The 22,903-nt window shown below is 45.0% G+C and carries 19 protein-coding genes; 18 read left to right on the top strand and 1 reads right to left on the bottom strand.

Annotated features, from left to right (window positions below):
* The first annotated feature begins 13 nt into the window (after positions 1-13).
* The 16 genes from DW694_RS17415 (at position 14) to DW694_RS06160 (ending at position 20,185) form a co-directional block, all read left to right on the top strand.
* Positions 14-193: a helix-turn-helix domain-containing protein gene (locus DW694_RS17415; RefSeq protein WP_118069997.1), complete on the top strand. Its 180-nt coding sequence runs from the start codon at positions 14-16 to the stop codon at positions 191-193.
* A 555-nt stretch (positions 194-748) separates the two neighbouring features.
* Complete coding sequence (gene mutS, locus DW694_RS06230) at positions 749-3,367, top strand: DNA mismatch repair protein MutS (protein WP_118063913.1); 2,619 nt, start codon at positions 749-751, stop codon at positions 3,365-3,367.
* A 4-nt stretch (positions 3,368-3,371) separates the two neighbouring features.
* Positions 3,372-5,483 carry a DNA mismatch repair endonuclease MutL gene (gene mutL / locus DW694_RS06225; RefSeq protein WP_118752713.1) on the top strand — a complete coding sequence of 704 codons (2,112 nt, stop codon included), beginning with the start codon at positions 3,372-3,374 and terminating at the stop codon, positions 5,481-5,483.
* Between the two features lie 27 nt (positions 5,484-5,510).
* Complete coding sequence (miaA, locus tag DW694_RS06220; protein WP_118752712.1) at positions 5,511-6,464, top strand: tRNA (adenosine(37)-N6)-dimethylallyltransferase MiaA; 954 nt, start codon at positions 5,511-5,513, stop codon at positions 6,462-6,464.
* Between the two features lie 15 nt (positions 6,465-6,479).
* On the top strand, positions 6,480-7,760 hold the full coding sequence (locus tag DW694_RS06215) for a methionine gamma-lyase family protein (protein WP_353615801.1): 1,281 nt from the start codon (positions 6,480-6,482) through the stop codon (positions 7,758-7,760).
* Positions 7,757-8,962, top strand: coding sequence for an NAD(P)/FAD-dependent oxidoreductase (locus DW694_RS06210; protein ID WP_118752711.1), 1,206 nt, complete (start codon positions 7,757-7,759; stop codon positions 8,960-8,962). Before DW694_RS06215 ends, DW694_RS06210 begins: the two co-directional genes overlap by 4 nt.
* Complete coding sequence (locus DW694_RS06205; protein WP_118752710.1) at positions 8,959-10,560, top strand: FAD-dependent protein; 1,602 nt, start codon at positions 8,959-8,961, stop codon at positions 10,558-10,560. Before DW694_RS06210 ends, DW694_RS06205 begins: the two co-directional genes overlap by 4 nt.
* A gap of 105 nt (positions 10,561-10,665) precedes the next feature.
* Positions 10,666-11,373 carry a DNA repair protein RadC gene (gene radC, locus DW694_RS06200; RefSeq protein ID WP_022427291.1) on the top strand — a complete coding sequence of 236 codons (708 nt, stop codon included), beginning with the start codon at positions 10,666-10,668 and terminating at the stop codon, positions 11,371-11,373.
* A 16-nt stretch (positions 11,374-11,389) separates the two neighbouring features.
* Positions 11,390-12,403 carry a rod shape-determining protein gene (locus tag DW694_RS06195; RefSeq protein ID WP_021652032.1) on the top strand — a complete coding sequence of 338 codons (1,014 nt, stop codon included), beginning with the start codon at positions 11,390-11,392 and terminating at the stop codon, positions 12,401-12,403.
* 13 nt (positions 12,404-12,416) lie between these two features.
* The gene (mreC, locus tag DW694_RS06190; RefSeq protein ID WP_022427290.1) at positions 12,417-13,313 is read left to right on the top strand and encodes a rod shape-determining protein MreC; all 897 of its coding nucleotides are present in this window, start codon (positions 12,417-12,419) and stop codon (positions 13,311-13,313) included.
* On the top strand, positions 13,303-13,830 hold the full coding sequence (gene mreD, locus DW694_RS06185) for a rod shape-determining protein MreD (RefSeq protein ID WP_021652034.1): 528 nt from the start codon (positions 13,303-13,305) through the stop codon (positions 13,828-13,830). Before mreC ends, mreD begins: the two co-directional genes overlap by 11 nt.
* Complete coding sequence (locus DW694_RS06180; protein WP_118752709.1) at positions 13,815-16,712, top strand: penicillin-binding transpeptidase domain-containing protein; 2,898 nt, start codon at positions 13,815-13,817, stop codon at positions 16,710-16,712. The genes mreD and DW694_RS06180 overlap by 16 nt, the downstream gene beginning before the upstream one ends.
* A gap of 57 nt (positions 16,713-16,769) precedes the next feature.
* A complete protein-coding gene (minD, locus tag DW694_RS06175) occupies positions 16,770-17,558 on the top strand; it encodes a septum site-determining protein MinD (RefSeq protein WP_118752708.1) in 789 nt (262 codons plus the stop codon).
* A 45-nt stretch (positions 17,559-17,603) separates the two neighbouring features.
* Positions 17,604-17,843, top strand: a complete 240-nt coding sequence (gene minE / locus DW694_RS06170; RefSeq protein WP_015525127.1) for a cell division topological specificity factor MinE — start codon at positions 17,604-17,606, stop codon at positions 17,841-17,843.
* A 3-nt stretch (positions 17,844-17,846) separates the two neighbouring features.
* On the top strand, positions 17,847-19,022 hold the full coding sequence (locus tag DW694_RS06165) for an FtsW/RodA/SpoVE family cell cycle protein (protein ID WP_015525128.1): 1,176 nt from the start codon (positions 17,847-17,849) through the stop codon (positions 19,020-19,022).
* Positions 19,019-20,185 carry a serine hydrolase gene (locus DW694_RS06160; RefSeq protein ID WP_118752707.1) on the top strand — a complete coding sequence of 389 codons (1,167 nt, stop codon included), beginning with the start codon at positions 19,019-19,021 and terminating at the stop codon, positions 20,183-20,185. The genes DW694_RS06165 and DW694_RS06160 overlap by 4 nt, the downstream gene beginning before the upstream one ends.
* A 73-nt stretch (positions 20,186-20,258) precedes the next feature.
* On the opposite strand, the gene DW694_RS06155 is transcribed toward DW694_RS06160, so the two are convergent.
* Entirely contained in the window at positions 20,259-20,780 is a 522-nt protein-coding gene (locus DW694_RS06155; protein ID WP_118752706.1) for a hypothetical protein, read from the bottom strand.
* Positions 20,781-20,975: 195 nt separating this feature from the next.
* Between DW694_RS06155 and DW694_RS06150 the strand changes: the two genes are divergently transcribed.
* Together DW694_RS06150 and DW694_RS06145 are read left to right on the top strand one after the other, a co-directional pair.
* Entirely contained in the window at positions 20,976-21,524 is a 549-nt protein-coding gene (locus DW694_RS06150; RefSeq protein ID WP_021652040.1) for a hypothetical protein, read from the top strand.
* 42 nt (positions 21,525-21,566) lie between these two features.
* Positions 21,567-22,808: a DNA polymerase IV gene (locus DW694_RS06145; RefSeq protein WP_118752705.1), complete on the top strand. Its 1,242-nt coding sequence runs from the start codon at positions 21,567-21,569 to the stop codon at positions 22,806-22,808.
* Positions 22,809-22,903 lie beyond the last annotated feature (95 nt).

Genomic DNA, 22,903 nt, shown 5'->3' with positions numbered 1-22,903 from the left:
TGATACATAAAAAATACAAGCAGCAGATAACGATAAGATTCTTATATCAGTCAAGGAAGCCTGTGAACGCACAGGTCTTTCAGAGAAAACCATGAGAACTCTTATGAAGAATAATACCTTCATGGTACGAATTGGGCGAAGAACCCTGATTGATAAGAAAAAATTTCAGAAATGGATAGATTGGCAGTCTTGAAAGGTTTTTGGGGTTGTGTTAAAATTAAGTCCAGTGCCATGCATGATCATCTATTGTTATTAGAAAAAGGATGGTAATGTTATGGAAAAAATCTAAGAGGAAAAGAAATAGGTAAGGGAATCCGACAAAGAAAAGATGGGCGGTAAGAAGCCAGAATCACAATTAAGGAATCTGGCAACCGCCTTTTTCTATCTATGGAACAAATCTTCAGCAGGTGAAAAAGCAAAGAAACATGTATTTGGCGGAAGTTCTCCCAGGTATTCCAGGCTTTGATTCGAGTATGTCCGTTTCAAAATGGTATGAGAAATGGATGGAACTTTATAAGGTTCGAAATCTTAAAGCAACCACGATAAGAAATTATGAAGAAAAGTATGGAAAAGAAAGCTAATTTTACTGATAAAATGACAATTTAGGAAGAGGTTTAAATATTTGGAAAAAGCAAGAAACACTGAAGAAGAAAAAAAAATGGGTCAAAAGTGGGTCAAAAAAGAATATGAGGCATCCGCAACCCGCATAAACACTGGGTTTCCGGCTGATACCAGTACATTATCACCGATGATGAAAGAATACGTAAAGACCAAAGAAGAATACAGCGACTGTATCCTTTTTTACCGTCTGGGCGATTTTTATGAAATGTTCTTTGATGATGCGCTGACTGCATCCAAGGAACTGGAGATCACACTTACAGGAAAAGACTGCGGACTGGAAGAGAGAGCGCCCATGTGTGGCGTTCCTTTTCATGCTGCGGAAACTTATATCAACCGGCTGATCGAAAAGGGCTATAAGGTTGCCATCTGCGAACAGGTAGAAGATCCGAAAAAAGCCAAGGGTCTTGTTAAACGAGAGGTTGTCCGCATTGTCACACCGGGAACTACTCTGGATACCATGTCACTGGACGAGTCAAAAAACAATTATCTGATGTCCATTGTCTCCATTGGAGATCATTTTGGCTGTGCAATTGCAGATATCACAACCGGTGACTGTTTTCTCACAGAACTGGATAAACCACAGAAGCTTCTGGATGAGATCAATAAATTCACACCTGCCGAGATCATCTGCAACGACGCCTTTCTTTTAAGCGGTGTGGATGTAGCGGATCTGAAGGGGCGTCTTGGGATCTGTGTATTTGCTCTGGATCCCTGGTACTTTGACGACCAGCTGTGCCAGAAAACCCTGAAAGAGCATTTTCACGTCGGAAATCTGGAAGGTCTCGGGATCGGAGATTATGATAGCGGGATCATTGCTTCCGGTGCACTGTTCCTGTATCTGAAGGAAACACAGAAAACAGCACTTTCCCATATGGCAAGCATCCGCCCTTACTCTGCTGAAAAATATATGCTCATCGACAGCTCCAGCCGTCGTAACCTGGAGCTTGTGGAAACCATGCGCGAAAAGCAGAAAAGAGGTTCTCTTCTCTGGGTTCTGGATAAAACCAAAACTGCCATGGGTGCAAGAACCCTTCGTTCTTATGTGGAGCAGCCTCTGATCGATGCAGAGGAAATCGAAAAGAGACTTGGTGCCCTGGAAGAACTGAACGCAAAACCTATGGATCGTGATGAGATCCGGGAATACTTAAATCCGATCTACGATCTGGAACGTCTGATAAGCCGTATCAGCTACAAATCTGCCAACCCAAGAGATCTGGTTTCTTTTGCCTCTTCTCTGGAAATGCTTCCTTATATAAAACAGGTCCTGGCAGAATTCAAATCTCCACTGCTTACTAAGATCAACGAAGATATGGATCCTCTGACAGACATTACCTCGCTGATCCGGAACTCTATCACCGATGATCCGCCTCTTGCCCAGAAAGACGGTGGCATTATCCGGGAAGGATATAATGAAGATGTAGATAAATTCCGCCGTTCCCGGACAGATGGAAAGAAATGGCTTTCTGAGCTGGAGGCAAGAGAGAGGGAACGTACCGGTATCAAAAGCCTGAAGATCAAGTACAATCGTGTATTTGGTTATTCTCTGGAAGTTACCAATACTTTCAAAGATCTTGTGCCGGAGGATTATATCCGCAAACAGACCCTTACCAATGCAGAGCGTTATATCACTCAGGAACTGAAAGATCTGGAAGATCTGATCCTTGGAGCTGAGGATAAGCTTTATGCGCTGGAATTTGAACTGTTTTCCAGTATCCGTGATCAGGTTGGAGCGGAAGTTGTCCGTATCCAGCGCACTGCAAAAGCAGTGGCTGCACTGGATGTTTTCGCTTCTCTTGCACTGGTTGCCCAGAGGAATAATTTCGTCCGGCCCAAGATCAATGAGACCGGCCTCATTGATATCCGAAATGGACGCCACCCGGTTGTGGAACAAATGATCGAAAACGATATGTTCATTCCAAATGATACGTATCTTGACAACCACAAAAAACGTATCTCCATTATCACAGGACCGAACATGGCCGGAAAATCCACATACATGCGCCAGACAGCCCTGATCGTACTGATGGCACAGATCGGAAGCTTTGTTCCTGCGGACAGTGCGAATATCGGTGTGGTTGACCGGATCTTCACCCGTGTGGGAGCATCCGATGACCTTGCAAGCGGACAGAGTACCTTTATGGTGGAGATGACAGAGGTTGCCAACATTCTTCGTAATGCCACTTCCCGAAGTCTTCTGATCCTGGATGAGATCGGACGTGGAACCAGTACCTTTGACGGCCTTTCCATTGCCTGGGCAGTGATCGAACACATCAGCAACACCAAACTCTGCGGCGCCAAGACCTTATTTGCGACCCATTATCATGAGCTTACCGAACTGGAAGGCAAGCTTTCCGGTGTCAACAACTACTGTATCGCTGTCAAGGAAAAAGGCGACGATATCGTATTCCTGCGTAAGATCGTAAAAGGCGGAGCAGATAAAAGCTATGGTATCCAGGTAGCCAAGCTTGCCGGAGTTCCGGATTCCGTGATCCAGCGTGCCAAGGAACTGGTAGAGGAGCTCAGTGATGCAGATATCACCGCAGCTGTAAAAGATCTGACCGCTCCAAAGAAAAAGCAGAAAATCACCTATGATCAGGTAGATATGGCACAGATGTCACTGTTTGACACGGTGCAGGATAATGATATCATCGAAGAGATCAAAGGCCTGGAGATTGGCAACCTGACTCCAATGGAGGCCCTGAATATTCTCTATAATCTGCAGAACAAAATAAAGAACCGGTGGTGATACCTTGAGAAAAATTGCAGTTTTAGACCAGAATACCATTGATAAGATTGCAGCAGGTGAAGTTGTGGAGCGGCCTTCTTCTGTTGTAAAAGAACTTGTGGAAAATGCTATTGACGCAGGAGCTACCGCCATCACAGTAGAGATCACAGATGGTGGAAAAAAGCTGATCCGTATCACAGATAACGGCTCCGGAATGGAAGCAGAACAGGTTCCCCTTGCTTTTCTACGTCATGCTACAAGCAAGATTGAAAAAGTGGAAGACCTGACACATATTGCCTCCCTGGGCTTTCGTGGCGAGGCTCTTTCCAGTATTGCCGCAGTTTCCCAGGTAGAACTGATCACAAAAACTCCTTCTGCCATCAGCGGTACCCGCTATGTGATCGAAGGTGGAAAAGAACAGTCTTTGGAGGAGATGGGCGCACCGGAGGGAACCACCTTCCTGATCCGGAACCTTTTTTACAACACACCTGCAAGAAGCAAATTTCTGAAATCCGACATGACAGAAGCCGGTTACATCAATACGCTGATGGAACAGCTGGCGCTTTCCCATCCGGAAATTTCCTTTAAATATATCCAGAATCGTCAGGTGAAACTTTCCAGTTCCGGAAATTACAGCGTAAAGGATGTGATCTACAGCGTTTACGGACGGGAGATCGCCAAAGCACTTCTGGAAGTCTCCTATGAAAATGATTTTATGAAGATCGAAGGCTTTGTGGGAAAACCGGAGATTTCCAGAGGAAACCGCACTTTTGAGAATTATTATATCAATGGCCGGTATGTAAAAAACAAGATCATTACCAAGGCTATTGAGGATGGGTATAAAGGACTGGTCATGCAGCATAAATTTCCATTTGTCTCACTTCGGATCGAAATGGATGGTAATGACCTGGACGTTAATGTACATCCGGCAAAAAGAGAAGTGCGTTTTGCCAGAGAAACCGAAGTTTATACGGCTATCTATGAAACTGTTCGTAAGGTACTGACTCACAGAGAACTAATCCCGCAGGTATCTGTGGGAAAAGACGAACCGACATCTCACAACGAGCAGATGAAGCCAGGAAATGTTCCGGAACCTTTCGAGGTAAAAAGACGGCAGGAGATGTACGGACACCAGAACCGGACGGCGAATATAGCTTCCCATATTGCACCGACAGTTTCTGAAGTACGTACATCGCCGGTTTCATCGATACCTTATAATAAGTTGACAAATAGTACAGCCTCCTATGGCTCAGCTGAAACAGCTCACAGTTCTTCAGATTCTTTTACAGATAAATACAGGCATATGGGTTCTCTGCGGGAAAATCCCGTATATAGATCTCAGCCCTTTACAAAAGAAGAAGAGGAAATGTTTTCCGGCACACTGAAGGACGGAAAAAAAGAGACTTCCGCTGTAGAAACAGCTGATCCAGAAGTGATATCTGAAAAACCTGCCGAATCGACATCTCCTGAGATAAACAGCGAGCCGATCAAATCCCTGGAACAGGAACCGCCAAAACAGCTGGAACTGTTCGAAGAACGGCTTCTTGCTCCTGAATCCAGAAGCCGCCACAGACTGATCGGACAGCTGTTTGATACCTACTGGCTGGTACAGTTTGAGGATAATTTTTATATCATTGATCAGCATGCGGCCCATGAAAAAGTATATTATGAGCGGTTCGTAAAGCTGTTTCAGTCTCAGAACATCCAGTCCCAGTATGTAAGCCCGCCGCTGATCGTTTCACTCAGCCTTGAGGAAGAAAACCTTCTGAAAGCAAACGAAAAGTATTTCCGGGATTTTGGTTTTGAGATCGAGCCTTTTGGCGGAAGAGAGTACAGCATCAGTGCGGTTCCATCCAGTCTTCTGGGGATGACAGAGGAAGAACTGTTTCTGGAAATGCTGGACCATCTTAACGCAGACGGTTCCAAAGATGCCTTTGAACTTTTTACCGCAAGACTTGCGACCATGGCCTGCAAAGCTGCTGTAAAAGGCAATCATTCCATGTCCTCCCAGGAAGCCGACAAGCTGATCGATGAACTTCTGACACTGGAAAATCCATATAACTGTCCTCACGGAAGGCCAACCATCATTGCCATGAGTAAGACAGAGATTGAAAAAAAATTCAAACGTATCGTTTAAGATACCTATTATAAACGGAGGAAATATATGAAAAAACCTCTTATCGTCCTTACCGGCCCTACTGCCGTGGGAAAAACAAAACTTTCCATTGCCCTTGCAAAAGCAGTAAACGGAGAGATCATTTCCGCGGATTCCATGCAGGTTTACCGCCATATGGATATCGGTTCCGCCAAGATCACGCCGGAAGAAATGGATGGCGTCCCACATCATCTGGTGGATGTACTGGAGCCAACAGAAGATTTTAACATTGTCCTTTTTCAGCAGATGGCAAAAGATGCCATGGACAAAATTTATGACAAAGGCCGGATTCCGATCCTGGTAGGCGGCACAGGATTTTATATTCAGTCTGTGACCAGAGATATTGATTTTACCAGCTCCGACCAGGATGAACATTACCGCAGGGAGCTGGAAGAGCTGGCAGAGCAGAAGGGGCCTGCATTTCTCCATGACATGCTTGCCAAGGTCGATCCCAAGTCAGCCGAAGATATCCATGAGAACAATGTCAAGCGGGTGATACGTGCCCTGGAATTTTATAAACAGAACGGTACCAGGATCTCCGAACATAATGAAGAACAGAAGGAGCATACCAGTCCCTATGCACTGGCTTATTTCGTCCTGAACGCACCACGCCCACTTCTCTATGAACGCATTGACACAAGAGTGGACGAAATGCTGAAAAACGGTCTGACAGAAGAAGTTAAAAAGCTTCGGGAGATGGGCTGCCACAGGGGAATGGTTTCCATGCAGGGGCTTGGCTATAAGGAAATCCTGGACTGGATGGACGGAAACTATTCTTATGAGGAAGCTGTAAGGGTCCTGAAACGTGACACCAGACACTTTGCCAAACGTCAGCTTACCTGGTTCCGCAGAGAAGACGAAGTAACCTGGGTAGATAAAGATAACTTTGATTACGATGACAGCAGGATCCTTTCCTACATGCTTTCTGTATGCAGGGAAAAGGGAATCCCTCCTGCCAAATAAAATAAAAAAGGAAAAATGATCATGAAAGAATTATATGCACAGCTTGGAATCTCTTCCGCAGTTTACGATTTCGGTAAAACTGTAGAAGATTCCCTGAAAGAACGTTTTGAAAAATTTGATAAAACTGCAGAGTATAACCAGATGAAGGTTATCCATGCCATGCAGAAAAACCGTGTCAGTGAGGCATGTTTCGGAGCTTCCTCCGGTTATGGCTACAATGACCTTGGACGCGAGACCCTGGAGCAGGTCTATGCGGATACATTCCACACAGAAGCCTGCCTGGTCCGCCCGCAGATCACCTGCGGAACCCACGCACTTGCCATTGCACTGTTTGGAAACTTACGCCCGGGCGATGAGCTTCTTTCCCCTGTAGGCAAACCATATGATACTCTGGAAGAAGTCATCGGGATCCGTCCGTCCAACGGTTCTCTTACAGAATATGGTGTAAAATACCGTCAGGTAGACCTTCTTGAGGATGGTACCTTTGATTATGAAAATATCAAAAAGGCAGTCAATGAAAAAACAAAACTGGTAACCATTCAGCGTTCCAAAGGCTATCAGACTCGTCCTTCCTTCTCTGTAAAACAGATCGGTGAGCTGATCGCTTTTGTAAAGAAGATCAAACCGGATGTGATCTGCATGGTAGATAACTGCTACGGTGAGTTCGTAGATACCATAGAGCCAAGTGATGTAGGTGCAGATATCATGGTGGGTTCCCTGATCAAAAATCCAGGCGGCGGTCTTGCCCCTATCGGCGGATATATCGCCGGAAGAAAAGACTGTGTGGAAAACGCTTCCTACCGTATGACCTGCCCGGGACTGGGCATGGAAGTGGGGGCAACCCTTGGTGTAAACCGTTCTCTGTACCAGGGATTTTTCCTTGCACCGATGGTTACCAAAGGAGCTTTAAAAGGCGCCGTTTTTGCAGCAAACATTTACGAAAAACTTGGTTTCCCGGTGGTACCGAACAGCACAGAACCACGTCAGGATATCATCCAGGCAGTCACCCTTGGAACACCGGAAGGTCTTGTAGCATTCTGCCAGGGTATCCAGGCTGCAGCACCGGTAGACAGTTTTGTGACACCGGAACCGTGGGATATGCCAGGGTATGACAGTCAGGTCATCATGGCTGCAGGTGCTTTCATCCAGGGTTCTTCCATCGAGCTTTCTGCCGATGGTCCTATGAAACCACCTTATGCTGTTTATTTCCAGGGTGGTCTTACCTGGGAGCATGCTAAACTTGGAATCCTGAAATCTCTTCAGTATATGGTTGATAAGGAACTTGTGAAATTATGAAAAAATCCGAAGGACAGGACTTAAAAAAGCAGGTCTTTGTCGTAGGAGCAGGTGCTTCCGGCCTTATGGCGGCTATTCAGGCTGCCATAAACGGAGCAGCGGTTACGGTTCTGGAACAGAATGACCGTCCCGGAAGAAAAATCTGTGCTACAGGAAATGGACGCTGTAATATGACAAATCTGAAGCAGGATGAAAACGCTTACCGGGGATCCCATCCGGAATTTGTCAAAGATGCCCTGGCACAGTTTCCTGTGGAAAAAACTCTGAAATTCTTTCAGGAACTGGGAATCTGTACCACAGACCGCAGCGGATGGATCTATCCCCGAAGCAACCAGGCACAGAGTGTGGTAGATGTTCTTGTCATGAAGGCACGCAGCCTGAAGGTAAAGCTGAAAACCAATCAGACCGTTACCGGCGTGTCTTTTGCAGATGGACAGTGGAAGATCCATACGGACGGATGGACCTACAGTGGTGATGCCGTGATCCTTGCAAATGGTTCCCGTGCGTCTTCCGTTGCAGGTTCCTGCGAAAGCGGATATGAAATTGCAAAAAGTCTCGGACATCATCTGATCGAACCCCTTCCCGCACTGACAGCTCTGAAATGTAAGGGAAATTCTTTTTCCGGCTGGAGTGGTGTACGGACAGAAGGGAAGATAACACTTTATATAGACGGCACACCGACAGTCTCCCAGCAGGGAGAACTGCAGCTTACCGATTACGGTGTATCCGGGATCCCGGTATTCCAGATTTCCCGCTATGCTATCCGTGCCGTCCATGAAAACAAAAATGTGGAGCTTTCCATAAATTTTTTTCCGGAACTGAACCGGAAAGAGCTGGAAGAATACCTGGAGCACAGAAAAGCAGCCTGCCCTTACAAAACAGAAAAAGAACTTCTCATCGGACTTTTTCCTGAAAAACTGATCCGTGTTTTATGTGCACAGAAGGATCTTATCCGCGGGATCACCGATTTTCGTCTCCCGGTAAAAAACGGCCTTTCCTTTGAACAGGCACAGGTTTGTTCCGGTGGAGTGGATACGTCTGAAGTTCACAGCAAAACCATGGAGTCCAGACTTCATAAAGGTCTTTATTTTGCCGGAGAGCTCCTTGACATTGACGGTACCTGCGGAGGTTATAACCTGCAGTGGGCGTGGTCAAGCGGAGCTGCCGCCGGTATCTGGGCAGCAAAGGAGGAAGAAAAATGATCCGGATCACACAGCTGAAGCTTCCCATCACTCATACAGAAGAGCAGCTTCACCGAAAAATAGCAAAAATGCTTCGTCTTGGAAATCAGCCGTTCACCTATGAGATCCGAAAACAATCTCTGGATGCCCGGCACAAAGAGGACAAAAAATTTGTCTACACTGTAGATATTAAACTGGATAACGAATCCCGTGTTCTCAAAAAAGTTCACGATAAAAATATTATGTTAACCTCTGAGAAAAAATATCATTTTCCCTCATCTGGCTCTGAAACTCTTTCCCATCGTCCTGTAGTGATCGGAAGCGGACCTGCAGGATTATTCTGTGCCTGGTACCTGGCCAAAGCCGGGTACTGTCCACTGGTACTGGAACGGGGAGAAGAAGCAGACAAACGCCAGGAAACCGTGGAAAATTTCTGGAAAAACGGCATCTTGGATCCGGATTCCAATGTACAGTTCGGAGAGGGCGGTGCAGGGACTTTTTCCGATGGAAAGCTGAATACTCTGGTAAAAGATACTTTTGGAAGAGGAAAGGAAGTTCTTTCCCGATTTGTGGAGGCAGGAGCTCCCTCTGAGATCCTTTACCAGCAAAAGCCTCATCTTGGCACAGATCAGCTTGTAGGTATCGTTCAGTTTATGCGTCATCAGATTGAAGAAATGGGCGGGGAATTCCGTTTTCGTTCCACAGTAACTGATCTGATGATCCGTGACCGGAAGCTTACTGCAGTCATTGTCAATGCAAAAGAGGAAATACCGACAGAAATCTGCATTCTTGCTCCCGGCCACAGCGCCAGAGATACGTTTGCCATGCTGGAAAAACACAATATTAACATGGAGCCGAAATCTTTTGCAGTGGGGGTACGTGTGGAACATCCGCAGACCATGATCAACCAGGATCTTTACGGGGAACCGGAAAACGACCGTCTGGGTGCATCCAGCTACAAGGTTACCCATACACTGGAAAACGGACGTGGCGTTTATTCTTTCTGTATGTGTCCCGGCGGATATGTTGTAAATGCATCTTCTGAAGAAGGTATGCTTGCAGTGAATGGTATGAGCTATCAGGCACGTGACAGCCATAATGCCAACAGTGCTATCATCGTTACGGTAAACCCTTCTGATTTTCCTGAAGAGGGAGTTCTCGGCGGAATCGCTCTGCAGCGAAAACTGGAGCGCGCTGCCTGGGAAGCCGGAAAAGGAAAAATTCCGGTACAGCTTTTCAAAGATTACTGTACCCATCAGAAAAGTACCAGGCTTGGAGATGTGATTCCCTGTATCAAAGGAGCTTATACACTTACCGATGTCCGCAGTATTTTCCCGAAAGAGATCGGCGATTCCATTGAAGCAGGAATCCATGCTTTTGGAAAAAAGCTTTCCGGTTTTGACCGACCGGATGCATTGCTGGAAGGAGTAGAAAGCCGTACCTCTTCTCCTGTACGGATCGTTCGGGAACCGAAAAAGCTCACTTCCAATATAGAAGGGATCTACCCCTGCGGAGAGGGCGCCGGTTACGCCGGAGGCATTACATCCGCAGCGATGGACGGGATCAAGGTGGCAGAAGCAGTCGCTTCTGTTTATGCCCTGCCTGTAAACAAAATGTGAAAAAAGTGGAAATTTCCGGGATAGAGTGTACATCCCTGCTTTTTTATGCTAAAATAACTTCTGCAATTTTGCATCCCCTTCTTCGAGAGCGAAAAGGGAAATCATATGAAAGATACTATAATGGAAATGCCAGATTATCAGCGTCCGTATGAAAAATGTCTGCGGGAAGGAGAACAGTCCTTAAGCGATCGAGAGCTTCTTGCCGTGATCCTGCGCTGTGGCGTACAGGGATCCAGTTCCCTGACTCTGGCAGATAAAATCCTAAATTTATCGAAACAGACCGGATACAGTGGCCTGCTTGGACTGTTTCATATTTCCATGCAGGAACTGATGAAGATCCATGGGATCGGTAAGGTAAAAGCCATACAGCTGAAATGTATCGGGGAACTTTCCAAGCGTATGGCAACCGCAGCTGCAAAACCGGAATTGTCTTTTCACCATCCGGTAACCATTGCGAAATATTATATGGAGCGGCTCCGGCATGAAGAGCAGGAATTGCTTTACTGCATGATGCTGGACGGACATAACCATTTGTCGGGGGAACAGCTTTTAAGCCGCGGTACAGTCAATGCCACACTGATCACACCAAGAGAAGTCTTTGTAGAAGCTGTAAAGTATCGGGCGGTGAACCTGATCCTGGTCCACAATCATCCAGGAGGCGATCCCTCCCCCAGCCAGGCTGATCTGGATGTTACGGAACGGATCTATCATTGTGGTGAACTCCTCGGCATCCATCTTCTGGATCATATCATCATCGGTGATCACAGGTATGTCAGTTTCCGCGAAAAAGGGATTTTTGATGAATATACTTAAGTGAAGGGACAGATTTATGCTTTTTAGAAATAATTACGGAGTAGACCTTGGAAGCAGCTCTGTAAAAGTCTATTCATTTTTCAGAAACAAAAGTTACATAGAAAAGAACATGGTAGCCTACAGAGGACGCCGGATCCTTGCCATAGGGAACGAAGCTTATGAAATGTTTGAAAAATCACCTGCAGATATTTCCGTAAATTCTCCTATGGCTTTCGGTATGCTGGCAAATCTGGAATTGCAGGAGATCGTCCTTTACAGCATGATAAAAAAAATCGATCATACATCCGGTCTCGGAGCAGACATGTATTTCTCCGTACCACTTGATATGACTGCTATCGAAAAGAGGGCATACTATCATCTGGTCAATGGTCACTGGCTGCGGAAAAACCGTGTTTTTATGGTGGAGTCCCCTATTGCAGATGCCATTGCCATGGGAATCGACCCTGAAAAGAATCAGGGCAGCATGATCGTAAACATCGGTGCACAGAGTACAGAGTTTTCCATCATAACCGACGGCAAGATCATCATCAGCCGTAAGATCCCCATCGGAGGCAGACAGATGAACGAATCTATCTGCAGCGAGATCCGAAAACATTATAATCTTCAGATTGGAACACGAACTGCAAAACGTCTGAAAGTAGTTATGGGAAGACTGAATGATCAGAAAAAAGAAGCCCGAAAAGTAGTCGGGATCGACAGTATTTCTGGACTTCCACGAGAAGAAGTTATTTCTGCCTACGTTGTCAATGAAGGGATCGCCAACTGTGTGAACCAGATCGCAGCAGAAATGAAATCTTTTCTGGAACGTACCCCGCCACAGATCGCTTATCATATCGCAAAAGAGGGCATTTATCTGACCGGCGGCAGTACACGGCTTCCTTATATAGATAACTATCTGGCTAGCTATACAGGATTTGCTTTTAATCTTTCTGATCTGTATGAAACTTCTGCAGCATACGGCCTGGAAAAGATCATCCGCGACAGAAACCTGCGCAAATGGGCCCAGCCGGTAAAGCAGAAAAAACTGTAAAGGGGCATATATAATGAAAAACATCCGAAAAAAAGTGCGTTTTCATTTTAATTTAAAAAGTAAACATCTTCTGGTAATCATGACATTTTTCTGTGGAAGCTGCATCGTAGCTACAGCAGCCTCCGGAACCTCTTCCGCACCACTTCAGGAAGCAGCCGGTTTTCTTATCGTTCCCTTTGAAAAGGGGATCGCCGGTGTCAGCGATATATTTGGAAATGTAAAAAACAATCTTCGTGATAAACAGGACGTGCTTCAGGAAAACGAAGAGCTGAAAAGTCAGATCAACAGTCTTACGGAACAGAATAACATCCTGATTCAGGACCAGACAGAGCTCACACGCCTGAAGGAACTTTACGATCTTGATCAGGAATATACCGACTATCCCAAGGTTGCCGCAAGGATAATCTCCAAAGATCCCGGAAACTGGTATGATACCTTTATGATCAACAAAGGCAGTAATAACGGGATCCGGGTTGATAACAACGTGATCGCCGGAAAGGGTCTTGTGGGTATCGTTACAGAAGTGGGACCTTCCTGGGCTACTGTCCGTTCCATCATCGATGACAGCAGCAATGTCAGTGCCATGGCAGTCAGTACTTCCGACAACTGCGTTGTCACTGGAGATCTGAAACTGATCGATGAAGGCAAATTAAGCTTTGAGCAGCTTTACGATCAGGATAACAAGGTAACAGTCGGAGAACGTATTGTCACCTCGAACATCAGTGAAAAATATGTGGAAGGACTGTTTATTGGTTATGTCAGTGAGATCCAGCAGGATCCCAATAACCTGACAAAAACAGGTACGATCGTTACACCGGTTGATTTCGGTCATCTGAAAGATGTATTTGTGATCACCACCAATAAACAGGACGCGATAGACAAATCGGAGGATGCGTCCAATGAAAAATAGGATTATATTATTTATCACTATCATTGTCTGTTTTCTCCTTCAGTGCACAGTAATGGACCGTATTTCCATTGGATCCATCACTCCAAATCTGCTTTTGATCCTGTGTGTATCCATGGGACTTATGCGTGGAAGAAAAGTCGGTCTGTGGACTGGATTTTTTTCCGGGCTTTTTGTCGATCTCTTTTATGGATCATTGTTTGGATTTTATGCACTGATCTATATGTATATAGGTTTTATCAGCGGCTATGCATTCCGCAGTTTTTATGATGATGATCTGAAAGTTCCGCTTTTTCTTGTAGCAGGAACAGATCTTCTTTATAATCTGGCTGTGTATGGCCTCCAGTTTCTGCTCAGAGGCCGTCTTGGATTCTGGACCTACATATACAGGATCATTATCCCCGAGATTGTATATACGGTTTTTCTCACCATCATCGTATACCGGGTATTTTACTGGATCAACTACCACTTAATGGATACTGTAAGGAAAGAAAGTGAGTCTATTTGGGAATTAAAATAAAAAAAATCATCAAAAAAATCCGTCTGAAACGTACTACAGTTCTTGTGATCGTATTTATTTTTCTGTCATCTGTCCTGGTCCGGCAGCTTTTCAGTCTGCAGATCATACAGGGAGAGGATTACATCAGTAAATTTCAGACACGTACCACCAAAACACGCGTGATCAAAAGCACCCGTGGTAATATTTATGACCGTAACGGCACAGTTGTCGCCTCCAATGTACTTGCATATTCTGTCACATTCGAAGATAGCGGTACATACAACAGCACCAGAGAAAAGAATCTGACTCTGAACGGTATCGCCTACCAGGTATTACAGATCCTTTCCAAAAACGGGGACAGCTTATCTGATAATTTTCATATTACCGTCAATGATCATGGCGACTATGCTTTTGATGTAGATGAAGGATTTACTCTTAACCGTTTCCGTGCGGATATTTACGGAGAAGCACAGATTGATGATCTCAGTGATGAACAGAAAAACGCAACCGCAGCCCAGATCATGGATCATCTTACCGGAAGCAACGGATTTTCTATCGTTCTTTACGGAAAAGATGCCTACACCCCGGAAGAACTTGCCGCACATTCTCTTCCGGAAGAGCTTACCAAACAGGAAATCCTCGAAATTGCTATCATGCGCTATCAGCTGAACACCAACAGTTTCAAGAAATATATGCCGGTGACCATTGCAACAAATGTCAGTGAAAAATCTGTGGCAGCCATAAAAGAAAATCAGGCCGCTCTCCAGGGTATTGACATTGTAGAAGATTCCACCAGAAAATATGTGGACGATGAGAGTATGGCGCCGATCCTCGGTTACACAGGCCAGGCCTCTTCTGAAGAACTGGAAACCCTTCGTAAGGATAATCCTGATTATTCCAATGATGCGGTTGTTGGAAAAGCCGGGATCGAACAGTATATGGAGCTTGAACTTCAGGGAAAAGATGGAGAAGAAACGGTCACAGTTGATAATCTTGGTAAAGTCCTTGATATTGACAATTCCAAAACTGTTGATCCTGTGGCCGGAAACGATGTTTATCTGACCATTGATTCCGACTGGCAGAAGAGTATTTACCAGATCCTGGAACAGCGTGTTGCCGGTATTGTCCTCTCTAAACTGACACCAAATAAAAGCTTTGATTATGAAGCAGAGAAAGATGCAAGTAAGATCACCATCCCAATCTATGATGTATACAATGCACTGATCGCAAACAGTGTGATCGATATCAATAAATTCAGCGATGCAGATGCTTCCGATACAGAAAAAAATTTATACGCCAAATTTCAGCAAAAACAGCAACAGGTTTTTGATACAATAAGTAACAGGCTGACAGGTGACAATCCTCCAGCCTATAAGGATGAAGATACGCAGATGCAGGAATATCTTACCTATATCTGTGATGATCTTCTTACCAATACCCTGAAGGTACTGAAAAGTGATTCCATTGATACCGCAGATGAAACATACAAAGCCTGGAAAAATGACCAGAGTATCAGTCTGAAGGATTATCTGAACTATGCTGCCAGTCAGAACTGGATCGATATTTCCCAGATCTCAACCTCCGGAGAATATCTGGATTCTGAAGAGATCTATCAGGCTCTTACCGCCTATATCATTGATTACCTGAAGACAGATACAGGCTTTTCAAAGCTTCTGTATAAATATATGCTTCAGGAAGACACCATCAGTGGAGAAGATCTGTGTCTTGTTCTCTATGAACAGGGCGTTCTTTCAAAAGAAGACGAACTGTATCAGACAATGGCCTCCGGTGGTCTTGATGCCTACACCTTCATGTATCGCAAGATCGCAAATCTTGAGATCACACCGGCCCAGCTTGCGTTGGCTCCGTGCTCTGCATCTGCGGTGATCACAGATACTACAACCGGAAATGTTCTCGCATGTGTTTCCTATCCGGGATATGATAATAATCGTCTGACCAACAATATGGACACCGATTATTATGCAAAGCTTTCCACAGATCTTTCCAGCCCGTTCTTCAACAAGGCAACACAGCAGAAGACGGCTCCAGGATCTACCTTAAAGATCTTATCTACTGTTGCCGGCATGTCCGAGGGTGTAATAGATGATGGCACATATATTGAATGTACAGGAAGCTTTGACCTTGTAACACCTCCGATCAACTGCTGGAATAAACAGGGCCACGGTTCTCTTGATATCCGTGAGGCCATTGAGCAGTCCTGTAACGTATTTTTCACTACGATCGGTTTCGAACTTGGTAAAGATTCCGAAGGTAATTTTTCTGAAGCCAGAAGTCTTGGAATGCTTCAGAAATATGCTTCCCTCATGGGATTGGATCAGAAAACCGGCATTGAAATTTCCGAGGCTTCTCCGCAGGTTTCTGACAAAAACGCGGTTCCTTCCTATATTGGACAGGGTACCAATACGTTTACGACCAGCCAGCTTGCACGCTATGCGTCAACGATCGCCACTTCCGGTACGATCTACAAGCTTTCCCTTCTGGACCGTGTGACGGATTCCAAAGGAAAACTTATAAAGGAATATCCTTCCAAAACAGCTGGACAGTTGGATCTTTCCAGCAATATCTGGGATGCCATCCATGACGGTATGTATCGTGTAGTGCAGACTCATGATCAGTTTAACAGACTTGGAGTTGAAGTAGCAGGAAAAACCGGTACTGCCGAGATTGACTATTATCATCCGAACAATGCACTTTTTATCGGATATGCGCCTGTTTCTGATCCCAAGTACGCAATATCTGTACGAATCGCAAACGGATATGCATCCGGTAATGCCTGCCTTGCAGCTAATGATATCTTTAAATACATTTTCGGACTTGCAGATGAAAGCACCATTCTCACTGGCTATGCAGCAAGCGATACCAGTAATGTATCGAATGACTAAACAAACTTTATGAGGATACCAGAAGTGTGGAACATTTTATAGGAGGAATCAAAAAACATGAGTGAAGTCATTGTCATTACATCTGGAAAAGGCGGTGTTGGAAAAACCACCACCGTGGCAAATATCGGGACCGGACTGGCTGCCATGGGAAAAAAGGTTGCAGTTGTAGATACCGATATCGGACTCCGAAATCTGGATGTTGTCATGGGACTGGAGAACCGTATTGTTTATAATCTGGTTGATGTGATCAATGGGAGCTGCCGCCTGAAACAGGCACTGATCCGGGATCGTCGGCATTCAGAACTGTATCTTCTTCCGTCTGCCCAGACCAAGGACAAAACTGCCGTATCTCCGGAACAGATGATCAAGCTTACCGATGATCTCCGGGAAGAATTCGATTATGTCCTTCTGGATTGTCCGGCAGGAATTGAACAGGGATTCAAAAATGCAGTAGCCGGAGCGGACCGTGCACTGGTCGTGACCACACCGGAAGTTTCCGCGATCCGGGATGCAGACCGTATCATCGGGTTGCTGGAGTCCGGAGGGCTCCGTGATATCCGCCTGATCATCAACCGGCTTCGACCGGAAATGATCGCCAGAGGTGATATGATGTCCGTAGAAGATGTGTTGGAAATCCTGGCTGTAGATCTGATCGGTGCGATCCTGGATGATGAACAGATCGTGATCTCCACAAATCAGGGAGAACCTTTATCCGGAAAAAATTCCCAGGCAGAAGAAGAGTATCGCAATATCTGCCGGAGGCTTATGGGCGAAGAGGTCCCTTATGTTACTGTGCGTCGAAAAAATGGTGTATTCCACCGTCTTGGCAGCATTTTTCGAAAATAACAGACGCTTTGCTGTCTGACATTTTTCATCACGGGAGGAATGATTATGGGATTTTTCTCCGGGAAAAACCACTCTGCAGGCTATGCACGCGACAGGATGAAGCTTCTTCTTGTATCGGAACGCATAGACTGTTCTCCACAGATGATGAAGCTTTTACGGAACGATCTGATACATGCCGTAAAAAAATACGTTGTAATTGATGAACCAGGGGTGACCATACAGATCACACAGGAACCACCTGTTCTGCATGCAGTCATACCCGTACTTAAGAAAAGAGATGCATAATTTATGATTAAACAGTATAAGCTGCGGTTTTACAATTTTCGACTGGTGATCTTTCTCCTGGCGATCAGCTTTATTGGAATTCAGCTTGTAGGAACAGCTGCCGACTACCTTCGCACACGTCAGCTTCTGGGTGTGATCATCGGTGTGGTCTTTATGCTGATCCTTTCACTGATGGATTATTCCTGGCTGCTGAATTTTCAATGGATCATGTATGGATTTAATATCGTTATGCTTCTGGCTGTCCGGTTCTTCGGATCCAGCGCCAATGGTGCTGCCAGATGGGTGGATTTAGGTTTTATCCGTTTCCAGCCTACCGAGCTTTCAAAGATCATCATTATCCTGTTTTTTGCCAAATTTTTTATGGATCATGAGGAAGATCTGAATACCTTAAAGACTCTGATACAATCAGCTGTCCTTCTGGTCATCCCACTGATGCTGATCTATGTACAGCCGGATATGAAAAACACCATCACCGTAACAGTCCTGTTCTGTATTCTGATCTACATCGCAGGACTTAGTTATAAGATCATCGGAGGTGTAGCCTTGATCGCGATTCCTCTGGCCATCATCTTTCTGTCCATTATCGTGCAGCCGGATCAGAAACTGATACAGGATTACCAGAGAAACCGTATCATGTCATTCCTGTATCCAGAGAACGAAGAATACGCAGATGATATTGAACAGCAGAACAACTCAAAAACAGCCATCGCCTCCGGAGAGCTTGTGGGACGTGCTTTCAGTAATGACACCAGTGTTACATCCGTAAATGATGGAAACTTTGTTTCTGAGAATCAGACCGACTTTATTTTTGCGGTGGCTGGAGAGCAGTACGGATTTATCGGCTGTACTCTGATCGTACTGCTGCTGTTTCTGATCACCTTTGAATGTATCCGTATGAGCCTGCGGGCCAAGGATCTTGCCGGTAAGATCATATGCTGCGGTGTTGGAAGCATCGTTTCCATACAGAGCTTCATCAACATCTGTGTTGCTACCGGCCTTGCACCAAACACAGGTACTCCGCTTCCTTTTGTAAGCTATGGTCTTACTTCTCTGATCAGTCTGTTTATGGGTATGGGACTTGTTCTCAATGTAGGACTGCAGAGCAGTGCATATAATAAAGAATTACAGAAAAAAGGTCAGAAATCAGATACCTACTTTCGGAAAGAGGAATACTTATGACACGTAAAGAACCTGTAAAAAATCATGTACGTTCTGGCAATCCTTCCAGAGGTCAGGCTTCCCGGGCTGCACATACAGCTTCCAAGGGGACAAAAAGAACTTCCACGCCGTCTGACGGAACTGTTTCTGCCAGACGTAAAGCTCAAAATACCCGGATGAAACGGATGCGTCGCAAAAGGATTCGCAACACCATTTTTCTCCTTCTTCTGCTGATCGTACTATGCACAGCTGGCGGTTTTGGTGTTTACATGCTGAAGGGCGGAGATTTTTCCACTCCTGCAAATTCTTTCAATACATTCTCCGAGTTTGATAATACTCTGACTTCCAAAGAAGAGCAGCGCGCGGCAGGTTTCGCCCATGATCTCTGTGTTGTTACAAAAGATGTTGCTCTGGATTCTGTCAGTCTGGATGACAGCCAGTCCGGTGTGCTTCTGAATCTCAGTGATAAAAAGGTACTCTATGCAAAAGGTGCCTACAACAAGGTTTATCCTGCCAGCATCACAAAGATCATGACAGCTATGCTTGCACTGAAATATGGAAACATGGACGATACAGTAACGATCTCACAGGAGAATGTTACCCTGGAATCCGGTTCTCAGGTAGCTGGTTTCCAGGCGGGAGATCAGGTTACCATGGATCAGCTTCTTCATTGTCTTCTTGTTTATTCTGCCAATGATGCAGCATCTGCCATTGCGGAACATATAGGTGGATCAACAGATAAATTTGTAGAGATGATGAACAGCTTTGCTGCAGAACTTGGCTGTACAGGAACTCACTTTACCAATCCCCATGGTCTTCAGGACGAAAATCATTATACAACGCCTTATGACATTTATCTGATGCTGAAAGAAGCCTTGAATTATCCGGAGTTTACAGACATCACACAAATGGCATCTTATACAGTTAGCTATAAGCATTCCGATGGTTCCGATGCAAGTGCTACCTTACCCGCTACAGATCATTATCTTACCGGAGAGGCAGCAACTCCTAAGGATGTCACTATCCTTGGAGGAAAAACAGGAACAACCGATAAAGCCGGTAACTGTCTGGCACTTTTAAGCCAGAATGCTTATGGGAAGCCATTTATTTCCATCGTCATGGGTGCGTCCTCAAAGGATGTTCTTTATCAGGAAATGACATCCTTGCTCCAGAACATCAACTGACAGGATTCCATACAAAAAACAAAAAAGCAGATCTGTTTGAAATTTTATTTCGCAGATCTGCTTTTTTATTCATTCAGTTAATTTCTACTGTATCATTGGTGCCATCACTGCCGGTATCTTCGGTCTCACTGCTATCAAGATCCGTATCCGAAGTACCACTGTAATCATTGTCATCGACCACTTCACCGGAGCCACTGTCCGGATCTTCATAATTGCCTGCGTCTTCACCGGTTCCATCTGAAGATGTATCTGAAGTATCCGAGGTATCTGCTCCATTGGCTTCACTATCCGTATTGCCGTCGTAAGAATTATCACCTGGATCATAAGTCGGCTCTTCCGTATAGGAATCTCCGTCCCCAGTATCGTCAGAACTCTCGGGCTCACTGCTGTAGCTGTCCTCTGTATAGATTGGAAAATCCGCATCAGCGGTTCCCTCTGATGTAGAATCTGTAACAGGCTCCGCCGCATTATTATCCGGAATAGCAGTAAGATGAGAAACCGTTCCATCCTTTGGGACGACGATATAGATTCCCAGCATCACGATACATAATGCCATGGCTAATCCGGCAATCTTCATTTCTTCCATATGTTTCATCGCTGATGATCTCCCTGTCGTTTTTTTGTATTATAGCACAGAATCACTCATATTTGTAAAACAGCCATGTATTTCTTTTGTTTTTCTGTAACAGTTCCCGAAATTTATTTCGCGATCATATAGACACACTTTCTCTGGGTGTTTATAATAAATAATCATATTTATTCATAAGCTTAAAGAAAGGCGTAACATTTTATGGGCGACTGCATTACCACATACACTGGAAAACATTTTGATCCGACACATCCGGACGAAGAGCTGATCTGCATTGAGGACATTGCACACGCACTTTCTCTTCTATGCCGCGGAAATGGTCATGTAAGGACTTTTTTCTCTGTAGGGCAGCACTGCATCCTCTGTGCCAAAGAAGCCGAAGCACGTGGCTATTCCGGCCGTCTTATACTGGCGTCCCTTCTTCACGATGCCAGCGAATGTTATATGTCCGATGTTCCAAGACCATTTAAGAAAAGTCTTCCTGCGTATCGGAAACAGGAGGAAGCTCTTTTAAATATTATCTATCAGAAATATCTGGGATCCGGACTTTCTGCCATAGAAGAGCAGAAGCTGAAGGAGATCGACAATGACCTGCTCTGGTATGACCTGAAATATCTTCTGAATGAAACACCGGACACTCCAAAACCGGTTGTCCATGTTCCGATCCAATACCGGCAATACCCTTTTTCACAGGTAGAAGAGGAATATCGGAACCTTTTTGATCAGCTGTCTGCAAAAATCTGTAAATAGATATAACAGACACACTTTATACAATTGAAAGAAGAACCCTATATGGAACGATTGATTTTTCATGTTGATGTAAACAGTGCTTTTCTTTCCTGGGAAGCAGCAAAAAGAGTAAAGATGGGACTTCCGGATCTGAGAGACATCCCTTCCTGTATTGGCGGAGACCCCAGTAAACGTACCGGCATCGTTGTCGCCAAGTCCATTCCTGCAAAAAAATACGGAATCCAGACAGGAGAGCCTATGGCTATGGCTTTTCGCAAATGTCCGAATCTTGTGGCCGTTCCATCTGACTTTGAATTATACGATAAATGTTCCAGAGCCTTCAAAAAAATCTGTGGATCCTATGCACCGGTAATGGAATCCTTTTCCATTGATGAGGTTTTTCTGGATATGACCGGAACCTCCTATATTTACCCGGATCCGGTGGCAACTGCCCATGAGCTGAAGGATAAGATCCGTGCAGAACTCGGATTTACCGTAAATATCGGCATCTCCACCAATAAACTTCTTGCAAAAATGGCCTCTGATTTCGAAAAGCCAGATAAGGTGCATACTTTATTTCCGGAAGAAATCCCTGTAAAAATGTGGCCTCTTCCAGTGAGAGAGCTTCTTTTTCTTGGCAGATCCTCTGAAAAAAAACTGCAGGACGCAGGGATCAGAACCATCGGAGATCTGGCTCATGAAAAAAAAGCAAAGATACAGGCACTTCTCGGCGAAAAAGCAGGACAGCAGTTATATCAATATGCCTGTGGATTGGATGACTCCCCTGTGAAAGCAAAACCTGATGAAGCAAAAGGATTCAGTCTGGAAACTACATTTAACGATGATCTGGTCTCACTGGAGCAGGCACTTCCGATCCTGCTGGAACAATGCGATATTCTGGCCGCCCGCATGCGCCGCAAAAAGAAAAAATGCACCTGCATTTCTGTAACCTTCCGTACCCTGGATTTTCGAAACAAATCTCATCAGACTAAACTGCCAAATGCCACCGATATCACAGAAGAGATTTACAGAAATGCCCAAAACCTCTTTCAGGAGTCCTGGATGAGACAGCCACTCCGGCTCTTGGGAGTATCATTGACCGGTCTTACGGATGATTCCTTTGAACAACTGTCCTTTTTTGAGGATACTCACAAGAAGGAACGCCAGCAGAAACTGGATGCAGCACTGGATTCCATCCGTCTGAAGTACGGAAACGACAAGGTTACCCGGGCCAGTATCATGAACAGCACTGCCCGGATCGGAAGGAAAGCAAAAGCACAAATGGAAAATGAAAGAGAGCAGTAAAGCTTGATTAAAATTACCAGTTTTTTTCAAAAAGCCCTTGCAATTTTATTCACAATGCACTATAATTTGAAACATATCAATAGCAATTTTATTCA

This window comes from Ruminococcus sp. AM26-12LB (assembly GCF_003480785.1).
Classification (GTDB): Bacteria; Bacillota; Clostridia; order Lachnospirales; family Lachnospiraceae; genus Blautia_A; species Blautia_A fusiformis.
The sequence above is the reverse complement of the archived record's forward strand: the minus strand, read 5'-3'. Positions and strand labels throughout refer to the sequence as shown.

What these genes read in the sequence shown, in the direction of transcription:
- DW694_RS06150 (WP_021652040.1), top strand. Translation starts at nt 20,976, where the DNA reads ATGGGCGACTGCATTACCACATACACTGGAAAACATTTTGATCCGACA.
- miaA (WP_118752712.1), top strand. Translation starts at nt 5,511, where the DNA reads ATGAAAAAACCTCTTATCGTCCTTACCGGCCCTACTGCCGTGGGAAAA.
- DW694_RS06155 (WP_118752706.1), bottom strand. Translation starts at nt 20,780, where the DNA reads ATGAAACATATGGAAGAAATGAAGATTGCCGGATTAGCCATGGCATTA.
- DW694_RS06195 (WP_021652032.1), top strand. Translation starts at nt 11,390, where the DNA reads ATGCTTTTTAGAAATAATTACGGAGTAGACCTTGGAAGCAGCTCTGTA.
- DW694_RS06145 (WP_118752705.1), top strand. Translation starts at nt 21,567, where the DNA reads ATGGAACGATTGATTTTTCATGTTGATGTAAACAGTGCTTTTCTTTCC.
- DW694_RS06205 (WP_118752710.1), top strand. Translation starts at nt 8,959, where the DNA reads ATGATCCGGATCACACAGCTGAAGCTTCCCATCACTCATACAGAAGAG.
- DW694_RS06215 (WP_353615801.1), top strand. Translation starts at nt 6,480, where the DNA reads ATGATCATGAAAGAATTATATGCACAGCTTGGAATCTCTTCCGCAGTT.
- mreD (WP_021652034.1), top strand. Translation starts at nt 13,303, where the DNA reads ATGAAAAATAGGATTATATTATTTATCACTATCATTGTCTGTTTTCTC.
- minD (WP_118752708.1), top strand. Translation starts at nt 16,770, where the DNA reads ATGAGTGAAGTCATTGTCATTACATCTGGAAAAGGCGGTGTTGGAAAA.
- DW694_RS06210 (WP_118752711.1), top strand. Translation starts at nt 7,757, where the DNA reads ATGAAAAAATCCGAAGGACAGGACTTAAAAAAGCAGGTCTTTGTCGTA.
- radC (WP_022427291.1), top strand. Translation starts at nt 10,666, where the DNA reads ATGAAAGATACTATAATGGAAATGCCAGATTATCAGCGTCCGTATGAA.
- mutS (WP_118063913.1), top strand. Translation starts at nt 749, where the DNA reads ATGATGAAAGAATACGTAAAGACCAAAGAAGAATACAGCGACTGTATC.
- DW694_RS06165 (WP_015525128.1), top strand. Translation starts at nt 17,847, where the DNA reads ATGATTAAACAGTATAAGCTGCGGTTTTACAATTTTCGACTGGTGATC.
- DW694_RS06160 (WP_118752707.1), top strand. Translation starts at nt 19,019, where the DNA reads ATGACACGTAAAGAACCTGTAAAAAATCATGTACGTTCTGGCAATCCT.
- minE (WP_015525127.1), top strand. Translation starts at nt 17,604, where the DNA reads ATGGGATTTTTCTCCGGGAAAAACCACTCTGCAGGCTATGCACGCGAC.
- mreC (WP_022427290.1), top strand. Translation starts at nt 12,417, where the DNA reads ATGAAAAACATCCGAAAAAAAGTGCGTTTTCATTTTAATTTAAAAAGT.